This window comes from Pseudomonas sp. C7.1 (assembly GCF_056312395.1).
The window spans coordinates 632,650-657,576 of sequence record NZ_JBWDTL010000003.1; the positions used below are offsets into that span (position 1 = coordinate 632,650).

A 24,927-nucleotide genomic window follows, 5' to 3' on the forward strand; every position below is an offset into this window, starting at 1 on the left:
CGGGCACTCTTGTAGGGGCGGGCTTGCCCATGATGGGCGCACCCAGGCAATGCAGCCTGTCGCGGCTAAAGCCCCTCCCACAATGCTATGCAGGGGCTGGGAGTTGGGCCGTGGTGGTGTTTTTCATGGGCTTTTGCGCTGCTGGGCATTAATATTCGACGCTTTATCAGCTAGCAGTTTGGGGTTTTGTAAAGGATATGCAATCCATTCCGAGTTACCAGCCTACTTTTGCTGAGCGCTATCCCGTTCCGCTATTTGTTGCGCTCCTGGATATGGCCCTGGTGATTGCCGCCGGTTTTCTGGCCCATTACTGGCGTTTTAATGCCTTTGAGATGACCGGGCGCTACGACACGGCAACCTTGCTGACCGCTATTGTTCTGGTTTTTAGCCTGGGAATGAGCGGAGCCTATGGTTCACAGCGTGGCAAGCCGTTTCTGCGTCAGGTCAGTCGTTTGCTGATCGGCTGGCTGGTTGCGGCTGGCATACTTCTGACCCTGTCATTTTTCCTCAAGGTGTCGGGGGACTATTCGCGGTTCTGGTTTTTCACCTTATTGCTTATTGGGTTCTCGTTTAGCCTGCTGATGCGTTTTGGGGTTTATCTTCTGCTGCGCCAGCTCCGCGCCGGTGGCCGTAACCTCAAGTCGGTATTGCTGGTAGGGGCGGGCGGTGAGACGGCGCAGCGCCTGAGTAATGGCCGTGCGCTGGGCGAGTCGGGCTTTACCATTGCTCATACCCTGGCCTTTGCCCAAGGCGGCCCGCAATGGCTGGATGACCTGGTCCATGCTGTTAATAAACATGCCGTGCACGAGGTATGGTTGTGCTTGCCGTTGAGCGAAGGCGGGGCGTTGCGCTCGATTCTCTATGCCTTGCGTCACCATACGGTCGAGGTGCGCTTTATTCCCGAGTGGGGCGATATCCCCCTGCTCAATCACAAGGTCAGCCATATCGCCGGGCTCTATTCCCTGGATTTGAGCTGCAGCCCGATGGATGGTCCGGCACGGGTGATCAAACGCCTGGAGGATCTACTGCTGGGCGCGCTGATCAGCCTGATGATAGTGCCGGTGTGCCTAGCCATCGGTATTGCAATCAAGCTCACCTCGCACGGGCCGATTTTGTTCAAGCAGTACCGCACGGGTATCAACGGTAAGTGCTTCAAGGTGTACAAGTTCCGCTCAATGGTGATGCATCAGGAGGAATCGGGGGAGGTGACCCAGGCCACCCGCAGCGATGCGCGCATCACGCCCCTGGGGGCCTTTTTGCGTCGTACCAGCCTGGATGAGCTCCCGCAGTTCTTCAATGTTCTGCAGGGGCGTATGTCCATCGTTGGCCCGCGCCCCCACGCCCTGGCACATAACGAGTATTACAAGGATCTGGTCGAGTCCTACATGCAGCGGCACAAGGTCAAGCCGGGTATCACCGGCTGGGCGCAGGTCAGCGGTTATCGTGGCGAGACCGATACCCTGGAGAAGATGCAGAAGCGCGTCGAGTATGACCTCTGGTATATCGACAACTGGTCGCTTTGGCTGGATTTGAAGATTGTATTCCTGACGGTGTTCAAGGGCTTTATCAACAAGAATGCCTATTAAAGGCTATGCACCAATCATGTGTTGTGTTGCCTGGCGTGATTTGCTCCACTCCCCTGCACGCGAGGGGCTGAGGTTGCTGTTGCGGCGCATTGAGAATCGATGGGTCTCTCCTGATTCCGGTTCGCGCAACCCCCATGGATGCGGTGAATACCGCAAGCCCGCCGGGAGCGGGCGCGGCCTAACCCTCCCTACGTATTACCGCGTTTTATGCGTCGTATAGCCGTTAACTGGAGCATGGTCTATTGAAAGCCCCGTTGAGCTAGGGCTATTTGGTCTCAGAAAATTGGAGGGAAGATTTGTGCGTTTTATTCAGCGATTGACGGCACCCGGAGCGGTGTTACCCACGGCCTGGTTATGGGTTCTGACATTGGGCCTGTTTGTACAGTTGACCGGGCTGCTGTTCAATAACGACGGTAGCCGCTACGCGACGCAGATGTATTTGTTGTTGTTTGTGCCGGCACTGCTGCTGCTGTTGTGGCGGCGATTTTCACTAAGTACTTGGCTTCAGACTCCCGGCCTTATCCTGTTATGTTTGTTGGCTTGGGTTGTATTGAGCAGCTTGTTCAATTCAGGCTCCGGTAAGGCGCCTGTCTATTGGCTGAAAATATCTGCCCTGATTCTGCTTTACATCTTTGCCGTGGCCAGCTTGGTACGCAACCAGAAAGCCTTTAACGGCTTGCTGGTTGCCGTGGTGGCATTGGCGGCGCTCTTTGCCTGGTTGACGCTTTACTACCAATTTGGCGTGCTCGACAAACCGCTTGAGTACAGCAAGCTCCGTTTTTCCGGTCGCTTAAGCGAGCTGGGCTGGCATGGCCTGGCAGACCTCAAGCATCCGGTTGTTGCGGGTCTGTACTATGGCGTGTTCGCGGTGCTCTTGACTTTTCTTTTCGTCGGATTAAAACAGCGTGTCTGGCACGCGGGTCTGTTGGCGTTGGGCGTGCTCGGGCTGTTGGTCTATGTGTTGCTCACCTTCTCCCGAGGGGCCTGGTTTTCCACGGCGGCGGGAGGTTTTGTACTGTTGCTGTTATTTCCCAACGTCCGTTCGCGTAGTCTGATCGGCGTGGGCTGCTTGTTGATGCTGTGCGTTGTTTACCTATTCTGGTCTGAGATTCAGAGTGAGCGAGAAGTGGGGCTCAGCCACCGAGGCTTCATCTGGGAGAGCTGGCTAGATCGTCTTCCTGGGTTCTGGCTAATGGGTTCCGGGGCAGGGGCGGATTTTGTCTTCGCGTTTCCTTGGGGCAGTTTCCGAGTGTTCCACGCCCATAGCCTGTACCTGCAGCTCTGGTACGAATACGGCATCGTCGGTATTGTTTTGTTCGTACTGCTGCTGTTGAGCCTGCTATGGAAGGGCTGGCAATGCCGGGCTCAGCCCTTGGCGCGCCTGGGCATAGCGCTGCTGGTGTATGCCATGGTGGCCATGGTGTCGGATGTCTATGCCATCTTCCATCGGCCGAGCCCTTACTGGGTGTTGTTCTGGTTCCCGGTAGGCATTCTGCTGGGAGTGCAGCCCGTTAAGGCCGACGAGCACGCTGCGGCCAGGTGGGTTGTTGCTGAGCGTAGCGAAGCCCAGCAGGCCGGAGCGGGAGTCTCGCCTCCGGAGGGGCATAGGGAAGGCGTCGCTACGCGACTTTCACGCTAATTGAAACCTATCTGCGGAGCGGAGCATGCAGGCAATGGCCCCGGTTGTAGTCGAACCATCAGGTGCCGCTTGATGCGGGTGCTGGTCAGCGGGGGCAATGGCTTTATCGGGCGTGCGCTGCTGCAGCGTTTGCTGACCTTGAGCGGTGTGGCCGCAGTTGCGGGGTTGCGCCAGGCGAGTGCGCTGGCCGAGGGCGAACTACCCTGTGAGCGGCGCGTGCTGGGTGATCTGGCTGTAGCGGCCGTGAGTCCCGAGTCGTTGCAAGGCATCGATGTACTGGTGCATGCGGCGGCGCGGGTGCATGTGCTGGATGAAACGGTCACGGATCCGCTGGCCGCTTTTCGCGCGGTCAATGTCGCGGGCATGCTGCGCTTGGCTACGGCGGCTGCCGAGGCCGGGGTGAAACGTTTCGTGTTGATCAGTTCGATCAAGGTCAATGGCGAGGAAACGCCGCCGGGGCACGCCTTCGGCGCAGCCGATCAGCCATGTCCGTGCGATGCCTACGGGTTCTCCAAGTGGGAGGGCGAGCAGGCCTTGCAAGCTTTGTGTGAGCGCACAGGAATGCAGTGGGTGATCATCAGGCCACCACTGGTTTATGGCCCTGGGGTTCGGGCCAACTTCCAGCGTCTTATGGGTAGCCTGGCTCGCGGCCTGCCGCTGCCCTTGGGGGCACTCGATAACCGACGTAGCCTTGTCTCGCTGGATAATCTACTGGAACTTGTACTGGCCTGCCTCACACATCCGGCGGCGGCGAACCAGACCTTTATGGTCAGTGATGGTGATGATTGGTCAGTTGCCGAACTGGCGAGGCATCTGGCCCTTTCGCTGCAGCGTCCCGCCCGGTTACTGCCGATTCCGCGTAGCTGGTTGCGCAGTGGCTTGCAGCTGGCGGGTCAGGGTTCGGTGGCCCAGCGTCTGTGCGGCGAACTACGTGTTGATATTGGCAAGACCAAGACGCTGCTGGGCTGGCAACCCGAGTATGCAGTGGCTGAGGCCTTGAGAAAAACAGCTGAAGACTTTCTCGCGCGGCCTGAGCAATGATGCCCGGTTTATTACTGGTGATCGTGCTGCTGTCCTGGTTCCTCACCGGGCGTATGCGGCGCTATGCCCTAGCGCGTAGCCTGCTGGATATTCCCAACGGACGCAGCTCCCATTCGGTGCCTACCCCACGCGGTGGCGGGGTGGCGCTGGTGTTGGCTTTTCTGTTGGCTTTGCCTTGGCTGGCCTACTGCGGCGTCCTGGACGATGCGCTGATGTGGGCCTTGCTGGGCTCAGGTGGCGGGGTCGCCCTCCTAGGGTTACTCGACGATCATGGCCATATTGCGGCCCGCTGGCGTCTGCTGGGGCACTTCGTTGCGGCTGCCTGGGCTCTGTACTGGCTGGGCGGGATGCCGCCCCTCTTGGTAATGGGGGCTTCGCTGGAGTTGGGTTGGTTAGGGCATGGTCTGGCTGCTTTGGGCCTGGTCTGGCTGTTGAACCTGTATAACTTTATGGACGGTATCGATGGTATCGCCAGCGTGGAGGCGCTCGCCGTTTGTCTGGGGGGCGCGTTGCTGTACGCGGTGAGCGGGCATTCCGAACTGCTGTGGGTGCCCTTGGCGCTGGCGTGTGCCGTACTCGGGTTCTGTTACTGGAACTTCCCGCCGGCGGGGATTTTCATGGGCGATGCGGGGAGTGGTTTCCTCGGCATGGCTCTGGGCGTGATGCTGTTGCAGGCGGCCTGGGTCTCGTTCGACCTGCTCTGGGCCTGGCTGATTTTGCTGGGTGTCTTTGTAGTCGACGCTACTCTGACGCTGGCGCGCCGCCTGCTCGGCGGCGAGCGGGTGCATGAAGCGCATCGCAGCCATGCCTATCAGCACGCGGCCCGGCGCTGTGGCAGGCACTTGCCGGTCACACTGGGGGTGGCGCTGTTGAATCTGTGCTGGCTATTGCCGATTGCTTTGTGGGTAGTGGTATGCGGCCTGGACGGCCTGGCGGGCTTGCTGATTGCCTATGCCCCGTTGTTGGTGCTTGCCTGGAAGCTGCGTGCCGGCGTCGCCGAATTGAATGTAGACGCAAGTACTTCCTGAGAAGTTCGTAGGAGCGGTGGGGTGCCAAGTGATTGGCCACGATCTGACTAAGCACCACCCGTGGGAGGGGTTTTAGCCGCGATAACAGCTGTCAAAGCTCACTCCTGCACCGGCTGCGCCCGTCGGCAATAGTTGACTGAGACGATTGCCTTGGCTAAGCCAAACCGCGTTGCGCTAAGCTGTGCACGGCCATCGTTCGGTGCGCTGCGGTTGCTCCGGTGAGTGATGGTGGAAAAGGATGACGGATAAGCTGCGTACAGCATTGTTGAGGCTGCCACGCCGTTACAAACGTTTGCTGCAAGTGGCCGTGGACGTTGTGCTGGTCTGGTCGGCGCTGTGGCTGGCATTTGTCGTGCGGCTGGGTTTTGACAAGCGTATTGATCCATTTGGCGACCATGCCTGGCTGTTTGTCGCCGCGCCGGTTATCGCCATCCCGTTGTTTATTCGCCTGGGTATGTACCGCGCGGTGATGCGCTATTTCGGCAATGACGCTCTGGTGGCGATTTTCAAGGCGGTGACGCTTGCCGCGCTGCTTATGGCCCTGACGGTGTACTGGTATCGCGGTGCCCTGGTGCCCCGCTCCCTGGTATTCAACTACTGGTGGTTCAGCCTGTTGCTGGTGGGCGGCCTACGCCTGTTTATGCGCCAATACTTTATGGGCGACTGGTATGTGGCCGCGCGCCAGCTGTCTTTCGGTAATGCCAGGCGGCATGATTCGCTGCCCAGGGTGGCGATCTACGGGGCGGGGGCGGCGGGCAACCAGCTGGTGTCGGCTTTGCGTGCAGGGCGTTCGGTGCAGTCGGTGGCTTTTGTCGACGACGATAAGAGCATTTCAACGCAGATCATTGCCGGGTTACAGGTTTACCGGCCGGCTCATATCCAGCGGATGATCGATGACACCGGAGCCCAGGAAATCCTCCTGGCGGTTCCCTCGCTTTCCCGTTCGCGGCGGCGGGAAATCCTCGAATTGCTTGAGGGCTTCCCACTGCATGTACGCAGCGTGCCGGATTTTATGGACCTGGCAAGTGGCCGGGTCAAAGTCGACGATCTGCAGGAAGTGGACATTGCCGACCTACTTGGGCGCGATGCGGTACCGGCGCAGCAGGCTCTATTTGAGCGCTGTATTCGTGGGCAGGTGGTAATGGTGACGGGAGCCGGTGGCTCCATAGGTTCGGAGTTGTGTCGGCAAATATTCGCAAGTGGACCGACGACCTTGTTGTTGTTCGAACACAGCGAATTCAATCTTTACAGTATTCATAGTGAGCTTGACCGGTTAATCCGGCGTGAGTCATTGCCGGTGCGGCTGGTGCCAATCCTGGGCTCGATTCGCAACGCCGGACGCCTTTTCGATGTTATGCGAACCTGGAAGGTAAACACGGTCTATCACGCAGCGGCTTACAAGCATGTGCCTATGGTTGAGCACAATATTGCCGAGGGTGTGCTGAATAATCTGTTGGGTTCAACCTTTACTGCCCAGGCGGCAGTAAAGGCTGGCGTCGAGCATTTTGTGTTGATTTCCACCGACAAGGCTGTGCGCCCCACCAATGTTATGGGCAGTACCAAGCGCTTGGCCGAAATGGTACTACAGGCATTGAGCCGCGAGTCAGCACCGGTGTTGTTTCGTGATGGCGAGACTGTGCATCGGGTCAACAAGACCCGTTTCACCATGGTGCGTTTTGGTAATGTGTTGGGGTCGTCTGGCTCGGTTATTCCGCTTTTCCGTGAGCAGATTCGTAAGGGCGGGCCGATTACCGTCACTCATCCGAATATCACCCGTTACTTCATGACCATCCCAGAAGCTGCGCAGTTGGTTATTCAGGCGGGTGCCATGGGGCAAGGTGGTGATGTCTTCGTGCTGGACATGGGCCAGCCGGTAAAGATTGTCGAGTTGGCAGAGAAGATGATCCACCTCAGCGGTCTCAGTGTGCGATCGAGCAAGAACCCACATGGCGATATCGCCGTTGAGTTCAGTGGCTTGCGTCCCGGTGAGAAATTGTACGAGGAACTGTTGATCGGCGATAACGTCAGCCCGACTGAGCATCCGATGATCATGCGTGCCAATGAGGAACACCTGCCATGGGAACAGTTCAAAGCTCGCTTGAGCGAGTTGCTGGATGCTGTTGAGCGTGATGATTATGAGCGCGTGCGGCAGTTGTTACGTGAGACGGTTAGCGGTTACAAGCCAGAAGGCGAGATTGTTGACTGGATACACATGAGGCGGCGCCTGGAGCCATAGGGTATCCGTGGTGCCTTGTTGAGCGGAGCATGAGTTGCAGGTTGGTGCCGACCCTTTCAGTGATGCATTGAGTTATTTGACAAGTGCATGGCAGCAGCTAGTTTTCAGAGCGTGGAGAAGGAAGTCCCACGCACTGAAAAACTAACGAAGGGATTATCGTATGCTGAAAGTCAAATTGTCTTCTCTGTTGTTCGCTGTTCTTGCTTCCATGTCCTTGGCGGTTGTCGCCGCTGAAGCGCAGACCCCGCCGGCCCCTGCTGTTGAAACAACTGAAGTAGCTCCGGTCGGTAAGGTCAATCTCAATACAGCTGATGCCGCCACCCTGCAACGTGAGTTGTTGGGGATTGGTGAGGTAAAGGCTCAGGCGATTGTTGCTTATCGCGATGAGCACGGCGACTTTGCTTCAGTGGATGAGTTACTGGAGGTCAAAGGTATTGGTGAGGCGACGCTGGAGAAGAATCGCGATAAGTTGAGTATTAACTGAAGCGTTCAGTTGTGTAGTTAAGGCCGGTTATCAACCGGCCTTTTTGTTGTGTGCGCCAGGCATGGCGCGTTGCGCGTAAGCGCAACTGGCTGACTAGACTGGTGACTGGGAGGTCCTGTCCTTGGGCGTCTTACAGGCTCCGTTTATCAATCCCAGCTCAACGCTCCGCCCGTTTGATACTCAATAACCCGCGTCTCGAAGAAGTTTTTCTCCTTCTTCAAGTCCATGATTTCGCTCATCCATGGGAACGGGTTAGAGGTGCCTGGGTACTCTTCCTTCAAGCCAATCTGGGTCAAGCGACGGTTGGCGATAAATTTGAGGTAGTCCTCCATCATCGCGGCGTTCATGCCCAGTACGCCGCGCGGCATGGTGTCGCGGGCGTATTCGATTTCGAGTTGGGTGCCTTCCAGGATCATCTGGGTTGCTTCGTCCTTCATCGCGGCGTCCCACAGGTGTGGGTTTTCGATCTTGATCTGGTTGATCACGTCGATGCCGAAGTTCAGGTGCATGGATTCGTCACGCAGGATGTACTGGAACTGCTCGGCGACGCCGGTCATCTTGTTGCGCCGGCCCATGGAGAGGATCTGGGTGAAGCCGCAATAGAAGAAAATGCCTTCCAGTACGCAGTAGTAAGCGATCAGGTTGCGCAGCAGTTCTTTGTCGGTCTCGACCGTGCCGGTGGTGAAGGTCGGGTCGGAGATCGAACGGGTGTATTTGAGGCCCCAGGCGGCCTTTTTAGCGACCGATGGGATCTCGTGGTACATGTTGAAGATCGCGCCTTCGTCCATGCCCAGCGATTCGATGCAGTACTGGTAGGCGTGGGTGTGGATCGCCTCTTCGAACGCCTGGCGCAGGATGTACTGGCGGCACTCGGGGTTGGTGATCAGGCGGTATACAGCCAGCACCAGGTTGTTGGCGACCAGGCTGTCGGCGGTGGAGAAGAAGCCGAGGTTGCGCATGACGATGCGGCGCTCGTCGTCGGTCAGGCCGTCCGGGGTTTTCCACAACGCGATATCCGCGTTCATGTTCACTTCCTGCGGCATCCAGTGGTTGGCGCAACCATCCAGATACTTCTGCCAGGCCCAGTCGTACTTGAAGGGTACGAGTTGGTTGAGGTCGGCGCGGCAGTTGATCATGCGCTTTTCATCGACCGCTACGCGGGCGGAGGCGCCTTCCAGCTCGGCCAGGCCTTCGGCGATGTCGAGTTGGTCGAGGGCGGCCTTGGCGCGTGCCACGGCGGCGCTGTCGTCGGCTGCGATGGCGCGGGCTTCAACCGCAGCGGCACCGCCGACCTGGTCGAGTTTGTCGATATTCATGTCCGCGACGTGTGCGGTGGTGTTGCTGGCAACGGCTGTGTCTGCGCCGTCTTCCTTGTCAAATTCATCCCAGCTCAGCATGGCTTGGCTCCTGCTTGCGGGCCGGTGAAATAACCGACCTGTGTGGATATACAGTCTAATTGTGTTCCGTTGCGTACAGCGCGCAAGGGTAAAACGGGTACCGCTGGTCGGGGTGGCTCTAGTGACTGGCCGTTGCCCCGAGGCCCACGCCGGCAAAGGCGGGGGGTGGTAATTGGTCGGAGAGAGGAAAATCGTGTTGCCTGTTGCCCCTCTCCCTAACCCTCTCCCCGAAGGGGCGAGGGGACTGACTGTGTTTATGCAGCACGTTCTATAGGTGCTGCCTGTTCAGTAAAAGCATCGCCAGCAAGCTGGCTCCTACATGGTGTTGCGTTTGCTCTTTGCTCGACGTTCGAGCGTGTAGCTGAGCGAGTGAGCGCTAGGCGCCTGGTGGGTTGGAACCCCTGAGCATACGACTGTATGTGATGGGGGCCGACCTACCAGGCAACAACGCGCGCGCCGCTCAGATACGCGCGCTTACTGACATGCTTCGCAGTCTGGCTCGTCGATTGCGCAAGCCTTTGGTACTGGAGCTGGGCCTGCGCTCATTTCTACTTCCGGGGCCTTGGCCGGGGCTGCGCTCAGGCCGTCGTTGCCGCCACTGGACACGGCATTCAGCTTGCCGGTGTTGATGGTGGACTTCTCGGTGCTGGTCGCGGCCAGGGCACGGAGGTAGTAGGTGGTTTTCAGGCCACGGTACCAAGCCATGCGGTAGGTCACGTCGAGCTTCTTGCCCGATGCGCCGGCGATATACAGGTTCAGCGACTGCGCCTGGTCGATCCACTTCTGGCGGCGGCTGGCGGCATCGACGATCCACTTGGTGTCGACTTCAAACGCGGTGGCGTAGAGGTCTTTCAGCTCTTGCGGGATGCGCTCGATCTGCTGCACGGAACCGTCGTAGTACTTCAGGTCGTTGATCATCACCGAGTCCCACAGGCCGCGCACTTTGAGGTCGCGAACCAGGTAGGGGTTGATCACGGTGAATTCGCCTGAGAGGTTCGATTTCACGTAGAGGTTTTGGTAAGTCGGCTCGATCGACTGCGACACGCCGGTGATGTTGGCGATGGTGGCGGTTGGCGCGATGGCCATGATGTTCGAGTTACGAATACCTTTCTGCACGCGGGCACGCACTGGAGCCCAGTCCAGGGACTCGGTCAGGTCGACGTCGATGTACTTCTGGCCGCGCTGCTCGATCAGGATCTGCTGCGAATCGAGCGGCAGAATGCCTTTGCTCCACAGCGAACCCTGGAAGGTTTCGTAGCTGCCGCGCTCATCGGCCAGGTCACAGGAGGCCTGGATGGCGTAGTAGCTGACCGCTTCCATCGACTTGTCAGCAAATTCCACGGCGGCGTCGGAGCCGTATGGGATGTGCTGCAGGTACAGGGCGTCCTGGAAGCCCATGATGCCAAGGCCGACCGGGCGGTGACGGAAGTTGGAGTTACGCGCTTGCGGCACCGAGTAGTAGTTGATGTCGATAACGTTATCGAGCATGCGCACGGCGACCTTGATGGTCTTCTGCAGCTTGGCGGTGTCCAGCTTGCCGTCCTTTATGTGGTTCGGCAGGTTCACCGAGCCCAGGTTGCACACGGCGATTTCGTCGGCGTTGGTGTTCAGGGTGATCTCGGTGCACAGGTTCGAGCTGTGTACCACGCCCACATGCTGCTGCGGGCTGCGCAGGTTGCATGGGTCTTTGAAGGTCAGCCATGGGTGGCCGGTTTCAAACAGCATGCTGAGCATCTTGCGCCACAGGTCTTTGGCCTGGATGGTCTTGAACAGCTTGATCTTGCCGCCGTACTGGGTCAGGGCTTCGTAGTACTCGTAGCGCTCTTCGAAGGCTTTACCGGTGAGGTCGTGCAGGTCCGGTACTTCGCTTGGCGAGAACAGGGTCCACTGGCCATCGTCGAAGACGCGCTTCATGAACAGGTCTGGAATCCAGTTGGCGGTGTTCATGTCGTGGGTGCGGCGACGGTCGTCCCCGGTATTTTTACGCAGCTCGATGAACTCTTCGATGTCCATGTGCCAGGTTTCCAGGTAAGCGCAGACCGCGCCCTTGCGCTTGCCGCCCTGGTTGACTGCTACTGCGGTGTCGTTGACCACTTTGAGGAAGGGCACAACGCCCTGGCTCTTGCCGTTGGTGCCTTTGATGTAGGCGCCTAGCGAGCGAACCGGCGTCCAGTCGTTACCCAGGCCGCCAGCAAACTTGGAGAGCAGAGCGTTGTCGCGGATGGCGTCGTAGATGCCGCCCAGATCGTCCGGCACGGTGGTCAGGTAGCACGAGCTCAGCTGCGCGCGCAGAGTGCCGGCGTTGAACAGGGTCGGCGTCGAGGCCATGTAGTCGAAGGACGACAACAGGTTGTAGAACTCAATGGCGCGTTCTTCGCGCTGCTTTTCTTCAATCGCCAGGCCCATGGCCACGCGCATAAAGAATACTTGCGGCAGTTCGAAGCGGGTGCCGTCTTTATGGATGAAATAGCGGTCGTAGAGGGTCTGCAGGCCCAGGTAGGTGAACTGCTGGTCGCGCTCGTGGTTGATCGCCTTACCGAGTTTTTCCAGGTCGAAGTCGAGCAGCACGGGGTTGAGCAATTCGAACTCAACGCCTTTGGCGATGTAAGCCGGTAGGGCCTTGGCGTACAGCTCGCTCATTTCGTGGTGGGTGGCGCTGGTGGCGACACCGAGGAAGCCCAGGCCTTCGGCGCGGATGTTATCCATCAACAGGCGCGCGGTGACGTAGCTGTAGTTGGGCTCACGCTCAACCAGGGTGCGCGCGGTCATCACCAGGGCGGTGCTGACATCGCTCTGCGCGACGCCGTCGTAGAGGTTCTTCAGGGTTTCTTTCTGGATCAACGCGCCGTCGACTTCCGCCAGGCCTTCGCATGCTTCGGTGACGATGGTGTTGAGACGGCCCATGTCCAGCGGCGCAACCGTGCCGTCGAGGTGGGTGACGCGGATGCTTGGGTGCGGCTCGGCGATGTCAGTGGCGGCGCCGCTTTTGCGCGCCTGGCTGCGCGATTCGCGGTAGATCACGTAGTCGCGGGCAACTTTCTGCTCGCCGGAACGCATCAGGGCGAGTTCGACCTGGTCCTGGATTTCTTCGATATGAATGGTGCCGCCGGACGGCATGCGGCGCTTGAAGGTGGCGCTGACCTGCTCGGTCAGACGCTCGACGGTTTCATGGATACGCGACGAGGCGGCTGCGGTACCGCCTTCAACTGCGAGAAAAGCCTTGGTGATGGCAACGGTGATCTTGTCATCGGTGTAGGGCACCACGGTGCCGTTACGCTTGATCACGCGCAGTTGACCCGGCGCGGTGGCGCTCAGGCTCTGGTTGTCATCGGTGGCCTGCGACGTATTAGCCTGCGGGTTCTCGCGGGAGGTGTCGGTGTGCATGAAAGTCTCCATGTTCTGTATTTATTAGTCAGACGCTTTGCCGTCGACCGCTGCGGCTACTGCCATTCATTCCATTTCAACAATGCCATGGGCGCAGCCAGAGGCCGGGCACACGGGACTTGCAAATTGGGCGGGGAAGAAACGACTAAAGCGCCTTCCTGGCTCAAGAGTCACACGTCAAGGCGTTTTTTGCGCCTTAACTACTACATCTAGTGGTGCAACCGCGTGTGCGGTTGGCGCTTTATTCATTTTCAGGCGCGCTAAGCACTGCACTGAAGAGCGGCCTGTTGCGGTAGAACAGGCGTACTGCAAAGGTCTTTCAGGCGACCGGTGACGGGCTGGGATCAGGCCGTGTGCGAGTCATTTTTCTTGTGTCCGGTTGCCAAGCTAAACCCAACATGTGGTGGGTGTAGCGCGATTGGCATACAAGATAATGCGCTATCTGGGGTATTGCAAGGCGATAGAGCAAGAACAACCTGTGGATAAGTTGTGGGTGAATTGTGGGTTAAACCGCACGATTGGCGGCAAGCCCGCATGCTTGCTGGGATGTACCGTTCGTCGGTGTTGATCAGGCTTTGCCCGAGGTTTACCCAGGCGTGGCCTAACTCTCAGCTCGATACTACATCTAGTGTTTTTACAGAAATGTGGCATGCGCTATGCAGTGCCTGGTGCATTGATACAATGCCGGCCGTTTCCGTGTTGTCTGGAGTCCGTTGTGGAGCAGCAGTCGTGGCACATTCTTATTGTCGAAGACGACCAGCGCTTGGCCGAATTGACCCGTGAGTACCTGCAGGGCAATGGCCTTAACGTGTCCATCGAGATGGATGGCGCGCAGGCCGCCGCGCGGATTCTGCAGGAGCAGCCCGATCTGGTGATTCTTGATCTGATGCTGCCCGGCGAAGACGGCCTGTCAATCTGCCGCAAGGTACGCGGGCAATACGAAGGGCCGATTCTGATGCTTACTGCGCGCACCGACGACATGGACCAGGTGCTGGGCCTGGAGATGGGTGCGGATGACTATGTGTGTAAGCCGGTACGCCCGCGCGTGCTGCTGGCGCGCATCCGCGCACTGCTGCGCCGTCATGAGGGCAGTGAGGCGCAGGCACCAAGCGAGCGTCGGCGTCTGCAATTCGGTCCGCTGGTAATCGACAGCGCCATGCGTGAAGCCTGGCTGGGCGAGCAGGGCATTGAGCTGACCAGTGCCGAGTTCGATCTGCTGTGGCTGCTGACATCGAATGCTGGGCGAATTCTCTCGCGCGAGGAAATCTTCAATGCTCTGCGCGGCATTGAGTACGACGGCCAGGACCGCTCTATCGACGTGCGCATTTCGCGCATCCGCCCGAAAATCGGCGATGACCCGATGCACCCACGGCTAATTAAGACCGTGCGCAGCAAGGGGTATTTATTTGTTGCCGAGGCGGCCGAAGCGCTGCCATGAATTTACTGCCATGAACTCGATCTTCCTGCGCATCTATGGCGGCATGCTTGCCGTGCTGGTGCTGGTGGCGCTGCTCGGTGTCGGCGCGCTGCAGTTGCTTAATGAAGTGCGCGTGGATCAATACCGTGAGCGCCTGGCCCAGGGCACTTTCCGCCTCATGACCGATAACCTCTCGCCGATGCTGGACGTCGAGCGGCGCCGCGCCGTGACGGTGTGGGGGCGCTTGCTCGGCATTCCGCTGCGCGTCGAGGCCCTGGGCAGTGCCGAGCTGGACAGTGGTGCGCGTAATAGTCTGCGTCGCGGCCAGGTATTGGTGCAGCAGACCGGTCCGCACGCAGCGCGCATCTTCAGTCAGTTGAACGAGCAGCCGCTGCTGCTGGTCGCCGATGTGCAGCAGGTTAGCGAGCAACTGGCCCGTGCCACCAGCTTTCTGCTGATCGATGAGCTGGTGCGCTATCCCTGGGATGAACAACCGCGCCGACTCGCGGCGCTAAAAAAGGACAAACAGTTCGGCTTTGACCTGCGCCTGGTGCGTCTTGATCAAGCCGACCTCGACCCCGATCAGCGCCGCCGCGTGGACGAAGGCGACACAGTGATGGCCCTGGGCCGTGGCGGTGACAGCGTCCATGTGTTCTCCGGCATCGTCGATACCGACTGGGTGCTGGAGATCGGCCCGCTGTACCAAATGAACCCCTATCCGCCGCAGCTGCTGGTGCTGATCGGCGCACTGGGACTGAGCTTGATTGGGCTGATGGTTTACCTGCTGGTACGGCCGTTGGAGCAGCGTTTGAGTGATCTGGAAGGTGCTGCCACGAACATTGCCAGCGGCCGCCTGGATGCCCGCGTGCCGACCCGTGGAACGGATTCGGTGGGGCGCTTGGCGGCGGCTTTTAACGCCATGGCCGAGCATTTGCAGCGCTCCCTGAGCATTCAGCGCGAGATGGTGCGTGCGGTGTCCCATGAGCTGCGCACACCGGTGGCGCGCCTGCGCTTTGGCCTGGAAATGATCGGCGACGCGCAAAGCGCTGCGGCGCGGCGCAAATATATGGAAGGCATGGACAGCGATATCCAGGACCTCGACAAGCTGGTCGATGAAATGCTCACCTACGCGCGCCTGGAGCAGGGCGCGCCGGCGCTGAACTTCCAGCAGGTCGACCTGAATGAGTTGATCGATCAGGTGATCACCGAGCTGGCTCCGCTGCGCGCCAGCGTGCGGGTCGAACACGGCCCCTCACGTGATGCGTTGGATGGCGGCGGCGCCTGTGTCGAGGCCGAGCTGCGCTACTTGCACCGCGCGCTGCAGAACCTGGTGAGCAATGCCATGCGTCATGCCGAATCACGGGTGCGGGTGAGCTATCAGGTAGGCCAGCAACGTTGCCGTGTGGATGTTGAAGACGATGGCCCTGGCGTGCCGGAAGAGGCCTGGGAGCGGATATTCACGCCGTTCCTGCGCCTGGATGACAGCCGCACCCGCGCCTCGGGCGGCCATGGCCTGGGTTTGTCCATCGTGCGGCGCATCACCTACTGGCACGGTGGCCGCGCGCAGATCAGTCGCAGTGAAAACCTCGGCGGGGCGTGTTTTACCCTGATCTGGCCGCGTAAGCAGGGCTAAGCAGGCGGCGTTCCGGCCATCTCTATCGCGGGCATGGCCCGCTCCTACAGGTACAGCGGCGAGCCGCGTAGGAGCGGGCTTGCCCGCGAAGCTTTTGCTGTTGGCGTGCAACCGCTATTACCCTCGTGGTACGCCTAGATACAACCCATCAATTGCTTGTGGGTCAGCTTTAGAACGGTGCGGGGCATTCGAAGCGCATCCGCTCGCCGGTCTGCGGGTGAGTGAGGCTGAGCATGCTGGCGTGCAGGCACAGACGCGGGTAAGCAGCCAGGGCCTGTTCGTGGGCATAGAGGCCGTCGCCGAGCAGTGGGTGGCCGATGGACAGCATGTGCACGCGCAGTTGGTGCGAGCGGCCTGTTATGGGCGTCAGTTCAACGCGGCAATGTTCGGCGTGCCGCTCCAACACTTTCCAATAGGTCAGCGCATGTTTGCCCTGTTCATGGTCGACCACGTGGCGCGGTTTGGTCGGCGGGTCGTAACGCAGGGGCAGGTCGATGCTGCCGCTGTCCAGCTCGGGCTGGCCCCAGCACAGGGCGGTGTAGGCCTTCTCGGTCTCGCGGTCGTGAAACTGGCGGGACAGCTCGCGGTGGCTGTCTGCGTCGCGGGCCAGGACGATGATCCCCGAGGTTTCCCAATCCAGGCGATGGACGATGCGCGCTTCCGGGTAGCCGTTTTCCTGCAGGCGTGTGACCAGGCAATCGCGGTTGTCTTCGGCGCGGCCGGGCACCGAGAGCAGTAGGGTGGGCTTGTTGATCACCAGCAGGGCGGCGTCCTGGTGGAGAATTACGACATTTGACAGCGGCATGGGCATTCCACAAATAGAAACGGCGGCCAGGGCCGCCGTTTCGGGGTGTTAGACAATCAACGATCGGGCAGAGTGATATTGAGCTCCAGAATGGAGCAGCTGCCCTGGTTTTCCAGTGCAACCTGCACTTGATCCGAGTCGATATTGACGTACTTGCGGATCACCTCGACCAGTTCTTGCTGCAGGGCCGGCAGGTAGTCTGGCTGGCTGCGCTGGCCGCGCTCGTGGGCGACGATGATTTGCAGGCGCTCTTTGGCAATGGACGCCGTGGTTTCTTTCTTGCGCTCACGAAAGAAGTCAAAAATGTTCATTCACGACCTCCAAACAGGCGTTGCATAAAGCCCTGTTTTTTCACGTCGAGGAAGCGGTGCGCAACGTCCTTGCCAAGCAAGCGGTCAACCGCATCGCTGTAGGCCTGGCCCGCGTCGCTTTGGTCGTCAAGGATCACCGGCACGCCCTGGTTTGATGCCTTGAGTACGGCTTGCGACTCCGGAATCACGCCAAGCAGGCGGATGGCGAGGATTTCCTCGACGTCTTCCACGCCAAGCATTTCACCCTTGAGCACGCGCTCCGGGTTGTAGCGGGTCAGCAGCAGGTGTTCCTTGATCGGCTCTTCGCCTTTCTCGGCGCGGCGCGATTTGCTTGCAAGCAGGCCGAGCATGCGGTCCGAGTCACGTACCGAGGAGACTTCCGGGTTGGTCACAACAATCGCTTCATCGGCGAAGTACATGGCCAGGTGCGCGCCTTTTTCGATACCAGCCGGCGAGTCGCAGACCACGTATTCGAAGGTTTCGCGCAGCTCATTGATGATTTTCTCGACGCCTTCCTGGGTCAGCGCGTCTTTGTCACGGGTCTGGCTGGCGGCCAGCACGTAGAGGTTTTCTAGGCGCTTGTCTTTGATCAGCGCTTGCGAGAGGGTCGCTTCGCCGTTGACCACGTTGACGAAGTCGTACACCACGCGGCGTTCGCAGCCCATGATCAGGTCGAGGTTGCGCAGGCCGACGTCGAAGTCGACGATGACAGTTTTGTGCCCGCGCAGAGCGAGGCCGGTACCGATGGCAGCGCTGGTGGTGGTTTTACCGACGCCACCTTTGCCGGACGTAACAACGAGGATCTTGGCCAAGGTGATTCACCCCAAAATGTAGAGAAAACGCAGGTTCCGTGGCCTATTTCAGGCGTCCGGCTGCCCTGTTTGAAAAGTGGCGGCAGTATCCGTTAAAGGCGGGTGATGTTCAACACGTCACCCGACAGGCTGACATGCACCGCTTCCCCCAGAGTGGGTCGCGGCGCAGGTCTTCGGCCACCTTGTAGTGGCCGGCGATGGACAGCAGTTCTGCGCCCATCTGCTGGCAGAAAATCCGCGCCTTAAGATTGCCCTTGATGCCGGCCAGTGCCCGGCCGCGCATCGGTGCGTACACATGGATGTTGCCATCGGCGAGAAGTTCCGCGCCGGCGCTGACCGGGGCCAGAACGATCAGGTCGCCGCCCTGGGCATACACCTGTTGGCCGCCACGTACCGGGCTGGTGATGATTTTACTCGGCTTGAATTCGGGCTCTGCAGGTTTTTCCGGCTTTGGTGGCGCAAGGTCGATGGGCCGTTCGCGTGCGCCGGACGGCGGCAGTACCGGTAAATCCAAGGCTTCGGCGGCCGCAATATCGGCCTCGCGGTTGGCGCGTATCGCCAGGGTGCGCAGGCCATGCTTACGGCAGACCGCCATCAGCTCGGCCAGGTCGAGCGCGCCTTCGCCTTCCGGCAGTTTGTCCAGAGCCAGCACCAGCGGCGTGTTGCTGAAAAAGGCCGGGGCCTGGGCGACTTTTTCACCAAGCTGTTGGTCGAGGCGGGCGAGGTCGTTGTGCGCCAGCTCCATCACGGTGATGGCCAGCATGCTGCCTTTTAGCTGGAATACGGGGTCTTGCGCGAGGAGATCGGCTTGGCTCATGGTCTGCCTGATGCGGCCCTTATTAGAAACTGAGGGAAAAGTAAGCCGGACTTATAGCGAGAACGCCGCGTGCTCGCAAGTTACGCGCCGCGAAACCTGGCGGCAGGCAAACTCCTGATAGAATGCGGCGCTTTCTTGCGTGCCTCGGACCTGTGTTATGGATCGCCCTGTATTTCGCGTCTACTTCCTTCATCCGCGTTTTTGGTTGCTGTGGCTGGGCTTGGGTCTGCTGTGGCTGGTCGCCCAGCTGCCATATAAGGTGCTGTTGCGGCTGGGGCGCGTGTTGGGCGGCGTGATGTATCGTCTGGCCCGTTCGCGGCGCAAGATCGCCGCGCGCAACCTGGAGCTGTGTTTCCCGCAGATGTCAGCCGCCGAGCGGGAGCACCTGTTGAGAGAGAACTTCGCTTCAACCGGTATTGCTTTTTTTGAGATGGCAATGAGCTGGTGGTGGCCCAAGGCCCGGCTGGCGCAGCTGGCTCATATCGAGGGTCTCGAGCATTTGCAGCAAGCCCAGGCGCAAGGTCAGGGGGTGATCCTGATGGCAATTCACTTCACCACCCTGGAAATCGGCGCGGCGTTGCTCGGGCAGGTGCACGTCATCGACGGTATGTACCGTGAGCACAAAAACGTGCTGTTTGACTTCATTCAGCGCCGCGGTCGAGAGCGGCATAATCTGAGCGCCACGGTCATCAAGCGCGAGGACGTGCGCGCCATGCTCAAGGTGCTGCGTGGGGGGCGGCCTATATGGTATGCGCCGGATCAGGATTATGGTCCCAAGCAAAGCCTCTTCGTTCCGCTGTTCGGTATTGCAGCGGCTACCGTCACCGCTACCAGCAAGTTCGCCCGTATGGGTCGTGCTCAGGTGATTCCCTTTACTCAGCAGCGCCTGCCCGATGGTCAGGGGTATCGGCTGGTGATCCATCCGCCGTTGGCGGATTTCCCCACCGAGAGCGAAGAGGCCGATTGCCTGCGAATCAATCAGTGGGTCGAACAAGCTATCAGCGTCTGCCCCGAACAGTATCTGTGGGCGCATCGGCGCTTCAAAACTCGGCCGCCAGGCGAGCCGAAGCTCTATAGAAAGAAACGTTAGCTTCTGACTTGGTCCGCCATCCAATTGGCGGGTCGCTTGTTTAAAGTGGGTTTTCTTGGCACTTGCGGGTTCCGTGTGCGCCTGACTGGCTCCTATACTGGCTAAAAAACAGTGGGAAACAGCCTATGCCGTACCCTGCTCCAACCAATCAGCCGGTTACCGGGCTGATTCTCTCCGGCGGTGGCGCACGGGCGGCCTATCAGGTGGGCGTGCTGGCGGCGATTGCCGACTTGCTGCCCAACGCGGCGCACAATCCTTTTCCGGTGATCGTCGGCACCTCCGCCGGCGCGATCAATGCGGTGGGCCTGGCCTGCGGTGCGTTGCACTTCACCGAGGCCGTACGGCGGCTGACCAGCGTCTGGCAGGGCTTTCATACCCATCAGGTGTATCGCAGTGATTGGCCGGGCGTGTTGCGCCAGGCCAGCCGCTTTATTGGTCACAGCTTGCTCGGGCTGGGCGGCCAAGTGCCGGTGGCGTTGCTCGACAGCTCGCCGCTGGCCGATCTGCTCGGGCGTGAGCTGGATTTCAGCGGGATCGCCGCAGCGGTGCGCCACCGCCAGCTGCGCGCGGTGGCCGTGACGGCTTTCGGTTATGAAACCGGCCAGGCGGTGACCTTCTATCAAGGCCGCGCCACCATCGACCCCTGGTTCCGTCATCGTCGGGTGGGTGTGCCAACCCGGCTGGCGCTTGAGCATCTGCTGGCCAGCGCCTCGATTCCGCTGATATTCCCGCCGGTAAAGATCAATCGCGAGTACTTCGGTGATGGCGCAGTGCGTCAGTCCGCGCCAATCAGCCCGGCTTTGCACCTGGGCGCGACGCGGGTGCTGGTGGTGGGGGTCAGTGGTAATCCGACGGGGCCGCAGGCTCAGCCTCCGGTGGTACGGCCGCAGCACAGTCGGCCGCCGAGCCTGGCGCAGATCAGCGGGCATATGCTCAACAGCACCTTTATCGACAGCCTGGAAAGCGATATCGAATTGCTTGAGCGGCTTAACCAGATGGGCCGATTGATCCCGGTCGAAAACCATCCACGTGGCCTGGGGCTCAAACCGGTGGATGTGCTGGTGATTGCGCCTAGTCAGCCGCTGGATCTGATCGCCGCGCGCCATCGCCACGAGCTGCCCAGCGCGCTGCGTATGTTTTTGCGTGGCCCTGGGGCGACCAAGGCCAGTGGGGCAGGGGTGCTGAGTTACCTGCTGTTCGAGCCGGGTTACTGCAACGAGCTGATAGAGCTGGGTTATCAGGACGCCATGGCGCAGAAAGCCCGCTTGATCGAGTTCCTCTGTCTGGACAGTCCGCCGGTGCCTGCGGTGATTCCGATACCCGCCTGAAAAGCCATTGCGTGGTGTGAGGTGATAGGTCGTAGGTTGGCGTTGAGCGTAGCGAAGCCCAACAGGCAGTGGTATGTCGTGTTGGGCTTCGTCGCGTTGCTCCTCAACCCAACCTACCCGCTGAGCAGATGAACAGCCGCGCAACAGTTAACGGGTACATAGCCATCTTTAACACCACACAGCGACGCCCCGCAGGGTGCCCGCGATGGATGGCAGGCCATATAAATCCTTTTCCACACTGCCGATAAAACCGCACCAAGGCAGATGGCTGCATTTAAACTGCGCCTTCGCGATGCTTTCTGTCGCATTTGCGAAAGCTGCGGTTTTCCTAGGGTTGGCGCTATAAGAAGTTGTCGCATGGCGGCAATGCCGGCCCCGGATCAGTCCCTACAATCCTTCACATCGCCTGCTATTGAATGCAGGTGTTCCTCGTCAGGAGAGCTCAGATGTCTGTTCAGCACGACCCGGTGCAACGCGCCGATTTCGACCAGGTGATGGTGCCCAACTACGCACCCGCTGCCTTTATTCCAGTACGTGGCGCCGGTTCGCGCGTGTGGGATCAAAGCGGTCGTGAGCTGATCGACTTTGCCGGCGGCATTGCCGTCAACGTGCTGGGCCATGCCCATCCGGCGCTGGTCAAGGCGCTTACCGAGCAGGCCGGCAACCTCTGGCACGTATCCAACGTGTTCACCAACGAGCCGGCCCTGCGTCTGGCCAAGAAACTGATCGACGCCACCTTCGCTGATCGCGTGTTCTTCTGTAACTCCGGCGCCGAAGCCAACGAGGCCGCGTTTAAGTTGGCCCGTCGTGTGGCGTTCGATAAGTTCGGCGAAGACAAGTGCGAAATCATTGCCGCGACCAACAGCTTCCACGGCCGCACCCTGTTTACCGTCAGCGTTGGTGGTCAGCCGAAGTATTCCGACGGTTTCGGCCCGAAGATCCAGGGCATCAGCCACATCCCTTATAACGATATCGAGGCGCTAAAGGCTGCGGTATCGGACAAAACCTGCGCCGTGGTGCTGGAGCCGATTCAGGGTGAGGGCGGCGTGCTGCCGGCTGACCTGGCTTACCTGCAAGCGGCCCGCGAGCTGTGCGACAAGCACAATGCGCTGCTGGTGTTCGACGAAGTGCAGAGCGGCATGGGCCGCAGCGGCGAGCTGTTCGCCTATATGCACTACGGCGTGACCCCGGACATCCTCTCCAGCGCCAAGAGCCTGGGCGGCGGTTTCCCGATTGGCGCCATGCTCACCACCCATGAGTTGGCCAAGCACCTGGCCGTCGGCACCCACGGCACCACTTACGGCGGTAACCCGCTGGCCTGTGCGGTGGGTGAGGCGGTGATCGACACCATCAACACCCCTGAAGTGCTGGCTGGGGTGAAGGCCAAGCATCAGCGCTTCAAAACCAAACTGGAGCAGATCGGCCAACAGTACGACGTGTTCAGCGAAGTGCGCGGCCTCGGTCTGCTGATCGGTGCGGTGCTGGCCGATGCCTGGAAAGGCAAAGCCAAGGCGATCCTCGATGCTGCCGCTGTGGAGGGCGTGATGGTGCTGCAGGCCAGCCCGGACGTGGTGCGTTTCGCCCCAAGCCTGGTGGTTGAAGACGCCGATATCGATGAAGGTCTGGCGCGTTTCGAGCGTGCCGTGGCCAAGCTGGCCCAGGCCTGATTGCCAGCCTGGCCCGTCGTTAGTACGGCGGATCAGGCTGCGCCCGCTTGACCCACGGATGGGTTGAGCAAACAGCAAGGAAGCCTGTCTCTGTGTGTGCCGCAGCCTTTGTTGCGGTTTTCTCTAGGCCGTCCTATTGGGACAGCTTGGAGCTTTTATAAAAAGGAGTGGCACCATGCTGGTGATGCGCCCCGCGCAAATGGCCGACCTCACTGAAGTGCAGCGTCTCGCCGCGGACAGCCCGGTTGGTGTGACTTCACTGCCGGACGACAGTGATCGTCTACGCGAAAAGATCGCTGCTTCGGAGGCCTCATTTTCCGCCGAAGTCAGCTTCAACGGTGAAGAAAGTTACTTCTTCGTTCTCGAAGACACTGAGAGCGGCCGCCTGGTCGGTTGCTCCGGCATCGTCGCCTCGGCCGGCTATTCGGAGCCGTTCTACAGCTTTCGTAACGAAACTTTCGTGCACAACTCCCGCGAGCTGAAGATCCATAACAAGACCCATGTGCTCTCGCTGTGCCACGACCTCACCGGCAACAGCCTGCTGACCAGCTTCTACGTCGAGCGGTCGCTGGTGAGCACCGCCTGGTCGGAACTCAATTCGCGTGGTCGTTTGTTATTCCTGGCCAACCACCCGGAGCGCTTTGCCGATGCGCTGGTGGTGGAGATCGTCGGCTATAGCGATGAGGCCGGCGATTCGCCGTTCTGGGATGCGGTGGGGCGCAACTTCTTTGACATGAATTACACCGAGGCCGAGCGCTTGTGTGGCCTGAAAAGCCGCACCTTCCTCGCCGAGCTGATGCCGCATTATCCGATCTACGTGCCGCTGCTGCCCGATGAGGCGCAAGAGGCCATGGGCCAGGTGCATCCACGGGCGCAGATCAGCTTCGACATTCTGATGCGTGAAGGCTTCGAGACCGACCATTACATCGACATCTTCGACGGCGGCCCGACCCTGCATGCGCGTACCTCGGGTATCCGCTCGATTGCCCAGAGCCGCGTGGTACCGCTGCACGTCTCCGCCAATGAAGAGCGTGAGCCTGTAAAAGGTGGTCGGCCGTATCTGGTGAGTAACGGTCAGTTGCAGGATTTCCGCGCCATCGTTGTGGATCTTGATTGGGTGCCGGGCAAGCCGGTCACTCTGAGTTTGGCGGCTGCCGAGGCCCTGGGTGTCGGCGAGGGCGTCAGCGTACGCCTGGTTGCGGTTTAAGGAGTTAGCGCATGATCGTTCGTCCCGTCCGCAGCACCGATCTGCCGGCCCTGTTGCAACTGGCGCGCAGTACCGGCGCTGGCCTGACCACGCTGCCCGCCAATGAGGAACGCCTGGCGCACCGCGTTGGCTGGGCTGAGAAAACCTTCCGTGGCGAAGCCGCGCGTGCCGATGCCGACTACCTGTTCGTGCTCGAAGACGACAACGGCGAGGTGGTCGGTATCTCAGCCGTCGCCGGCGCCGTTGGTCTGCGCGAACCCTGGTACAACTACCGGGTCGGCTTGACCGTTAGCGCCTCGCAGGAGCTGAATATCCATCGGCAGATCCCCACCCTGTTTCTGGCCAACGACCTGACCGGCAACTCCGAGCTGTGCTCGCTATTTTTGCGCAGTGATCAGCGCAGCGGCCTGAATGGCCGGCTGTTGTCGAAGGCACGCTTTCTGTTTATCGCTGAGTTCCGCGAGCTGTTCGGCGACAAGGTAATTGCCGAGATGCGCGGCATGTCCGATGAGCAGGGCCGTTCGCCATTCTGGGAAAGCCTGGGGCGGCACTTCTTCAAGATGGAATTCAGTCAGGCTGACTACCTCACCGGGGTGGGCAACAAGGCTTTTATTGCCGAGCTGATGCCCAAGTTTCCGCTCTATACCTGCTTCCTCTCGGAGGATGCGCGCAACATCATCGGCCGCGTGCACCCAGATACCGAGCCAGCGCTGGCCATGCTCAAGGGTGAGGGTTTCAGCTATCAGGGCTATGTCGATATCTTCGATGCTGGCCCGTCCATCGAAGCGCAAACCGCGAAGATCCGTGCGGTGCAGGACAGCCAGGTGTTGGTACTGGCCGTCGGCACCCCAGGCGATGACGCGCCGCAGTTTCTGATCCATAACCGCAAGCGCGAAGACTGCCGAATTACCGCAGCGCCGGCGCGCCTGGCTGCCGGCACCCTGGTGGTGGATGCGCAAACCGCCAAGCGCCTACAGATGGCGGCGGGCGATCAGGTGCGGGCGGTTGCGATTTCCGCCCGCGGCTAGCAACTGAACGGCGCTGT

General features: G+C 60.0%; 18 protein-coding genes and 1 pseudogene. 13 read left to right on the top strand and 6 right to left on the bottom strand.

The window, feature by feature from the left end; genetic code table 11:
- Positions 1-197 precede the first annotated feature (197 nt).
- From AC0T4W_RS06210 to AC0T4W_RS06235, 6 genes are all read left to right on the top strand, one after another.
- Positions 198-1,586 carry an undecaprenyl-phosphate glucose phosphotransferase gene (locus AC0T4W_RS06210; RefSeq protein WP_476317505.1) on the top strand — a complete coding sequence of 463 codons (1,389 nt, stop codon included), beginning with the start codon at positions 198-200 and terminating at the stop codon, positions 1,584-1,586.
- Positions 1,587-1,884: 298 nt separating this feature from the next.
- Positions 1,885-3,225 (top strand): O-antigen ligase family protein, encoded by a 1,341-nt coding sequence (locus tag AC0T4W_RS06215; RefSeq protein ID WP_476317508.1) that lies wholly within the window; start codon positions 1,885-1,887, stop codon positions 3,223-3,225.
- Positions 3,226-3,297: 72 nt separating this feature from the next.
- Entirely contained in the window at positions 3,298-4,266 is a 969-nt protein-coding gene (locus tag AC0T4W_RS06220) for an NAD-dependent epimerase/dehydratase family protein (protein WP_476317511.1), read from the top strand.
- Positions 4,263-5,294: an MraY family glycosyltransferase gene (locus tag AC0T4W_RS06225; protein WP_476317514.1), complete on the top strand. Its 1,032-nt coding sequence runs from the start codon at positions 4,263-4,265 to the stop codon at positions 5,292-5,294. The genes AC0T4W_RS06220 and AC0T4W_RS06225 overlap by 4 nt, the downstream gene beginning before the upstream one ends.
- Before the next feature lie 238 nt (positions 5,295-5,532).
- Positions 5,533-7,530: a polysaccharide biosynthesis protein gene (locus AC0T4W_RS06230; protein ID WP_476317517.1), complete on the top strand. Its 1,998-nt coding sequence runs from the start codon at positions 5,533-5,535 to the stop codon at positions 7,528-7,530.
- A gap of 160 nt (positions 7,531-7,690) precedes the next feature.
- Positions 7,691-8,014 (top strand): ComEA family DNA-binding protein, encoded by a 324-nt coding sequence (locus tag AC0T4W_RS06235; protein ID WP_476317520.1) that lies wholly within the window; start codon positions 7,691-7,693, stop codon positions 8,012-8,014.
- Positions 8,015-8,160: 146 nt separating this feature from the next.
- Here the strand turns inward: AC0T4W_RS06235 and AC0T4W_RS06240 are convergent, their stop codons facing one another.
- A complete protein-coding gene (locus AC0T4W_RS06240; protein ID WP_476317523.1) occupies positions 8,161-9,411 on the bottom strand; it encodes a ribonucleotide-diphosphate reductase subunit beta in 1,251 nt (416 codons plus the stop codon).
- Between the two features lie 474 nt (positions 9,412-9,885).
- Entirely contained in the window at positions 9,886-12,795 is a 2,910-nt protein-coding gene (locus AC0T4W_RS06245; protein WP_476317526.1) for a ribonucleoside-diphosphate reductase subunit alpha, read from the bottom strand.
- Between the two features lie 715 nt (positions 12,796-13,510).
- Here AC0T4W_RS06245 and AC0T4W_RS06250 point away from each other — a divergent pair.
- Both AC0T4W_RS06250 and AC0T4W_RS06255 read left to right on the top strand, forming a co-directional pair.
- A complete protein-coding gene (locus AC0T4W_RS06250; RefSeq protein WP_476317529.1) occupies positions 13,511-14,233 on the top strand; it encodes a response regulator in 723 nt (240 codons plus the stop codon).
- A gap of 10 nt (positions 14,234-14,243) precedes the next feature.
- Positions 14,244-15,845: an ATP-binding protein gene (locus AC0T4W_RS06255; RefSeq protein ID WP_476317532.1), complete on the top strand. Its 1,602-nt coding sequence runs from the start codon at positions 14,244-14,246 to the stop codon at positions 15,843-15,845.
- Positions 15,846-16,014: 169 nt separating this feature from the next.
- Here AC0T4W_RS06255 and AC0T4W_RS06260 read toward each other — a convergent pair whose 3' ends face one another.
- The 4 genes and pseudogenes from AC0T4W_RS06260 to minC form a co-directional block, all read right to left on the bottom strand.
- Positions 16,015-16,650, bottom strand: a complete 636-nt coding sequence (locus AC0T4W_RS06260) for an RluA family pseudouridine synthase (RefSeq protein ID WP_298182862.1) — start codon at positions 16,648-16,650, stop codon at positions 16,015-16,017.
- A gap of 56 nt (positions 16,651-16,706) precedes the next feature.
- Positions 16,707-16,961, bottom strand: a complete 255-nt coding sequence (minE, locus tag AC0T4W_RS06265; RefSeq protein WP_025165363.1) for a cell division topological specificity factor MinE — start codon at positions 16,959-16,961, stop codon at positions 16,707-16,709.
- Positions 16,958-17,773 (bottom strand): septum site-determining protein MinD, encoded by an 816-nt coding sequence (gene minD, locus AC0T4W_RS06270; protein WP_476317537.1) that lies wholly within the window; start codon positions 17,771-17,773, stop codon positions 16,958-16,960. Before minD ends, minE begins: the two co-directional genes overlap by 4 nt.
- A gap of 92 nt (positions 17,774-17,865) precedes the next feature.
- Positions 17,866-18,590: pseudogene (gene minC, locus AC0T4W_RS06275) on the bottom strand (septum site-determining protein MinC).
- Between the two features lie 157 nt (positions 18,591-18,747).
- Between minC and AC0T4W_RS06280 the strand changes: the two are divergent.
- From AC0T4W_RS06280 to astA, 5 genes are all read left to right on the top strand, one after another.
- Positions 18,748-19,680 (top strand): lipid A biosynthesis lauroyl acyltransferase, encoded by a 933-nt coding sequence (locus tag AC0T4W_RS06280; RefSeq protein WP_476317540.1) that lies wholly within the window; start codon positions 18,748-18,750, stop codon positions 19,678-19,680.
- Positions 19,681-19,805: 125 nt separating this feature from the next.
- Complete coding sequence (locus AC0T4W_RS06285) at positions 19,806-21,008, top strand: patatin-like phospholipase family protein (protein WP_476317543.1); 1,203 nt, start codon at positions 19,806-19,808, stop codon at positions 21,006-21,008.
- 446 nt (positions 21,009-21,454) lie between these two features.
- On the top strand, positions 21,455-22,675 hold the full coding sequence (locus tag AC0T4W_RS06290) for an aspartate aminotransferase family protein (RefSeq protein ID WP_476317546.1): 1,221 nt from the start codon (positions 21,455-21,457) through the stop codon (positions 22,673-22,675).
- Positions 22,676-22,850: 175 nt separating this feature from the next.
- Positions 22,851-23,882 (top strand): arginine/ornithine succinyltransferase subunit alpha, encoded by a 1,032-nt coding sequence (gene aruF, locus AC0T4W_RS06295; protein ID WP_476317549.1) that lies wholly within the window; start codon positions 22,851-22,853, stop codon positions 23,880-23,882.
- Positions 23,883-23,893: 11 nt separating this feature from the next.
- Positions 23,894-24,910, top strand: coding sequence for an arginine N-succinyltransferase (gene astA / locus AC0T4W_RS06300; protein ID WP_476317551.1), 1,017 nt, complete (start codon positions 23,894-23,896; stop codon positions 24,908-24,910).
- Positions 24,911-24,927: the final 17 nt, after the last annotated feature.

Bases quoted from the DNA above. Each gene is read 5' to 3' on its own strand.
- AC0T4W_RS06210 (WP_476317505.1), top strand. From the start codon at position 198: ATGCAATCCATTCCGAGTTACCAGCCTACTTTTGCTGAGCGCTATCCC.
- AC0T4W_RS06220 (WP_476317511.1), top strand. From the start codon at position 3,298: ATGCGGGTGCTGGTCAGCGGGGGCAATGGCTTTATCGGGCGTGCGCTG.
- AC0T4W_RS06225 (WP_476317514.1), top strand. From the start codon at position 4,263: ATGATGCCCGGTTTATTACTGGTGATCGTGCTGCTGTCCTGGTTCCTC.
- AC0T4W_RS06230 (WP_476317517.1), top strand. From the start codon at position 5,533: ATGACGGATAAGCTGCGTACAGCATTGTTGAGGCTGCCACGCCGTTAC.
- AC0T4W_RS06235 (WP_476317520.1), top strand. From the start codon at position 7,691: ATGCTGAAAGTCAAATTGTCTTCTCTGTTGTTCGCTGTTCTTGCTTCC.
- AC0T4W_RS06240 (WP_476317523.1), bottom strand. From the start codon at position 9,411: ATGCTGAGCTGGGATGAATTTGACAAGGAAGACGGCGCAGACACAGCC.
- AC0T4W_RS06245 (WP_476317526.1), bottom strand. From the start codon at position 12,795: ATGCACACCGACACCTCCCGCGAGAACCCGCAGGCTAATACGTCGCAG.
- AC0T4W_RS06255 (WP_476317532.1), top strand. From the start codon at position 14,244: ATGAACTCGATCTTCCTGCGCATCTATGGCGGCATGCTTGCCGTGCTG.
- AC0T4W_RS06260 (WP_298182862.1), bottom strand. From the start codon at position 16,650: ATGCCGCTGTCAAATGTCGTAATTCTCCACCAGGACGCCGCCCTGCTG.
- minE (WP_025165363.1), bottom strand. From the start codon at position 16,961: ATGAACATTTTTGACTTCTTTCGTGAGCGCAAGAAAGAAACCACGGCG.
- AC0T4W_RS06280 (WP_476317540.1), top strand. From the start codon at position 18,748: ATGGATCGCCCTGTATTTCGCGTCTACTTCCTTCATCCGCGTTTTTGG.
- AC0T4W_RS06285 (WP_476317543.1), top strand. From the start codon at position 19,806: ATGCCGTACCCTGCTCCAACCAATCAGCCGGTTACCGGGCTGATTCTC.
- AC0T4W_RS06290 (WP_476317546.1), top strand. From the start codon at position 21,455: ATGTCTGTTCAGCACGACCCGGTGCAACGCGCCGATTTCGACCAGGTG.
- aruF (WP_476317549.1), top strand. From the start codon at position 22,851: ATGCTGGTGATGCGCCCCGCGCAAATGGCCGACCTCACTGAAGTGCAG.
- astA (WP_476317551.1), top strand. From the start codon at position 23,894: ATGATCGTTCGTCCCGTCCGCAGCACCGATCTGCCGGCCCTGTTGCAA.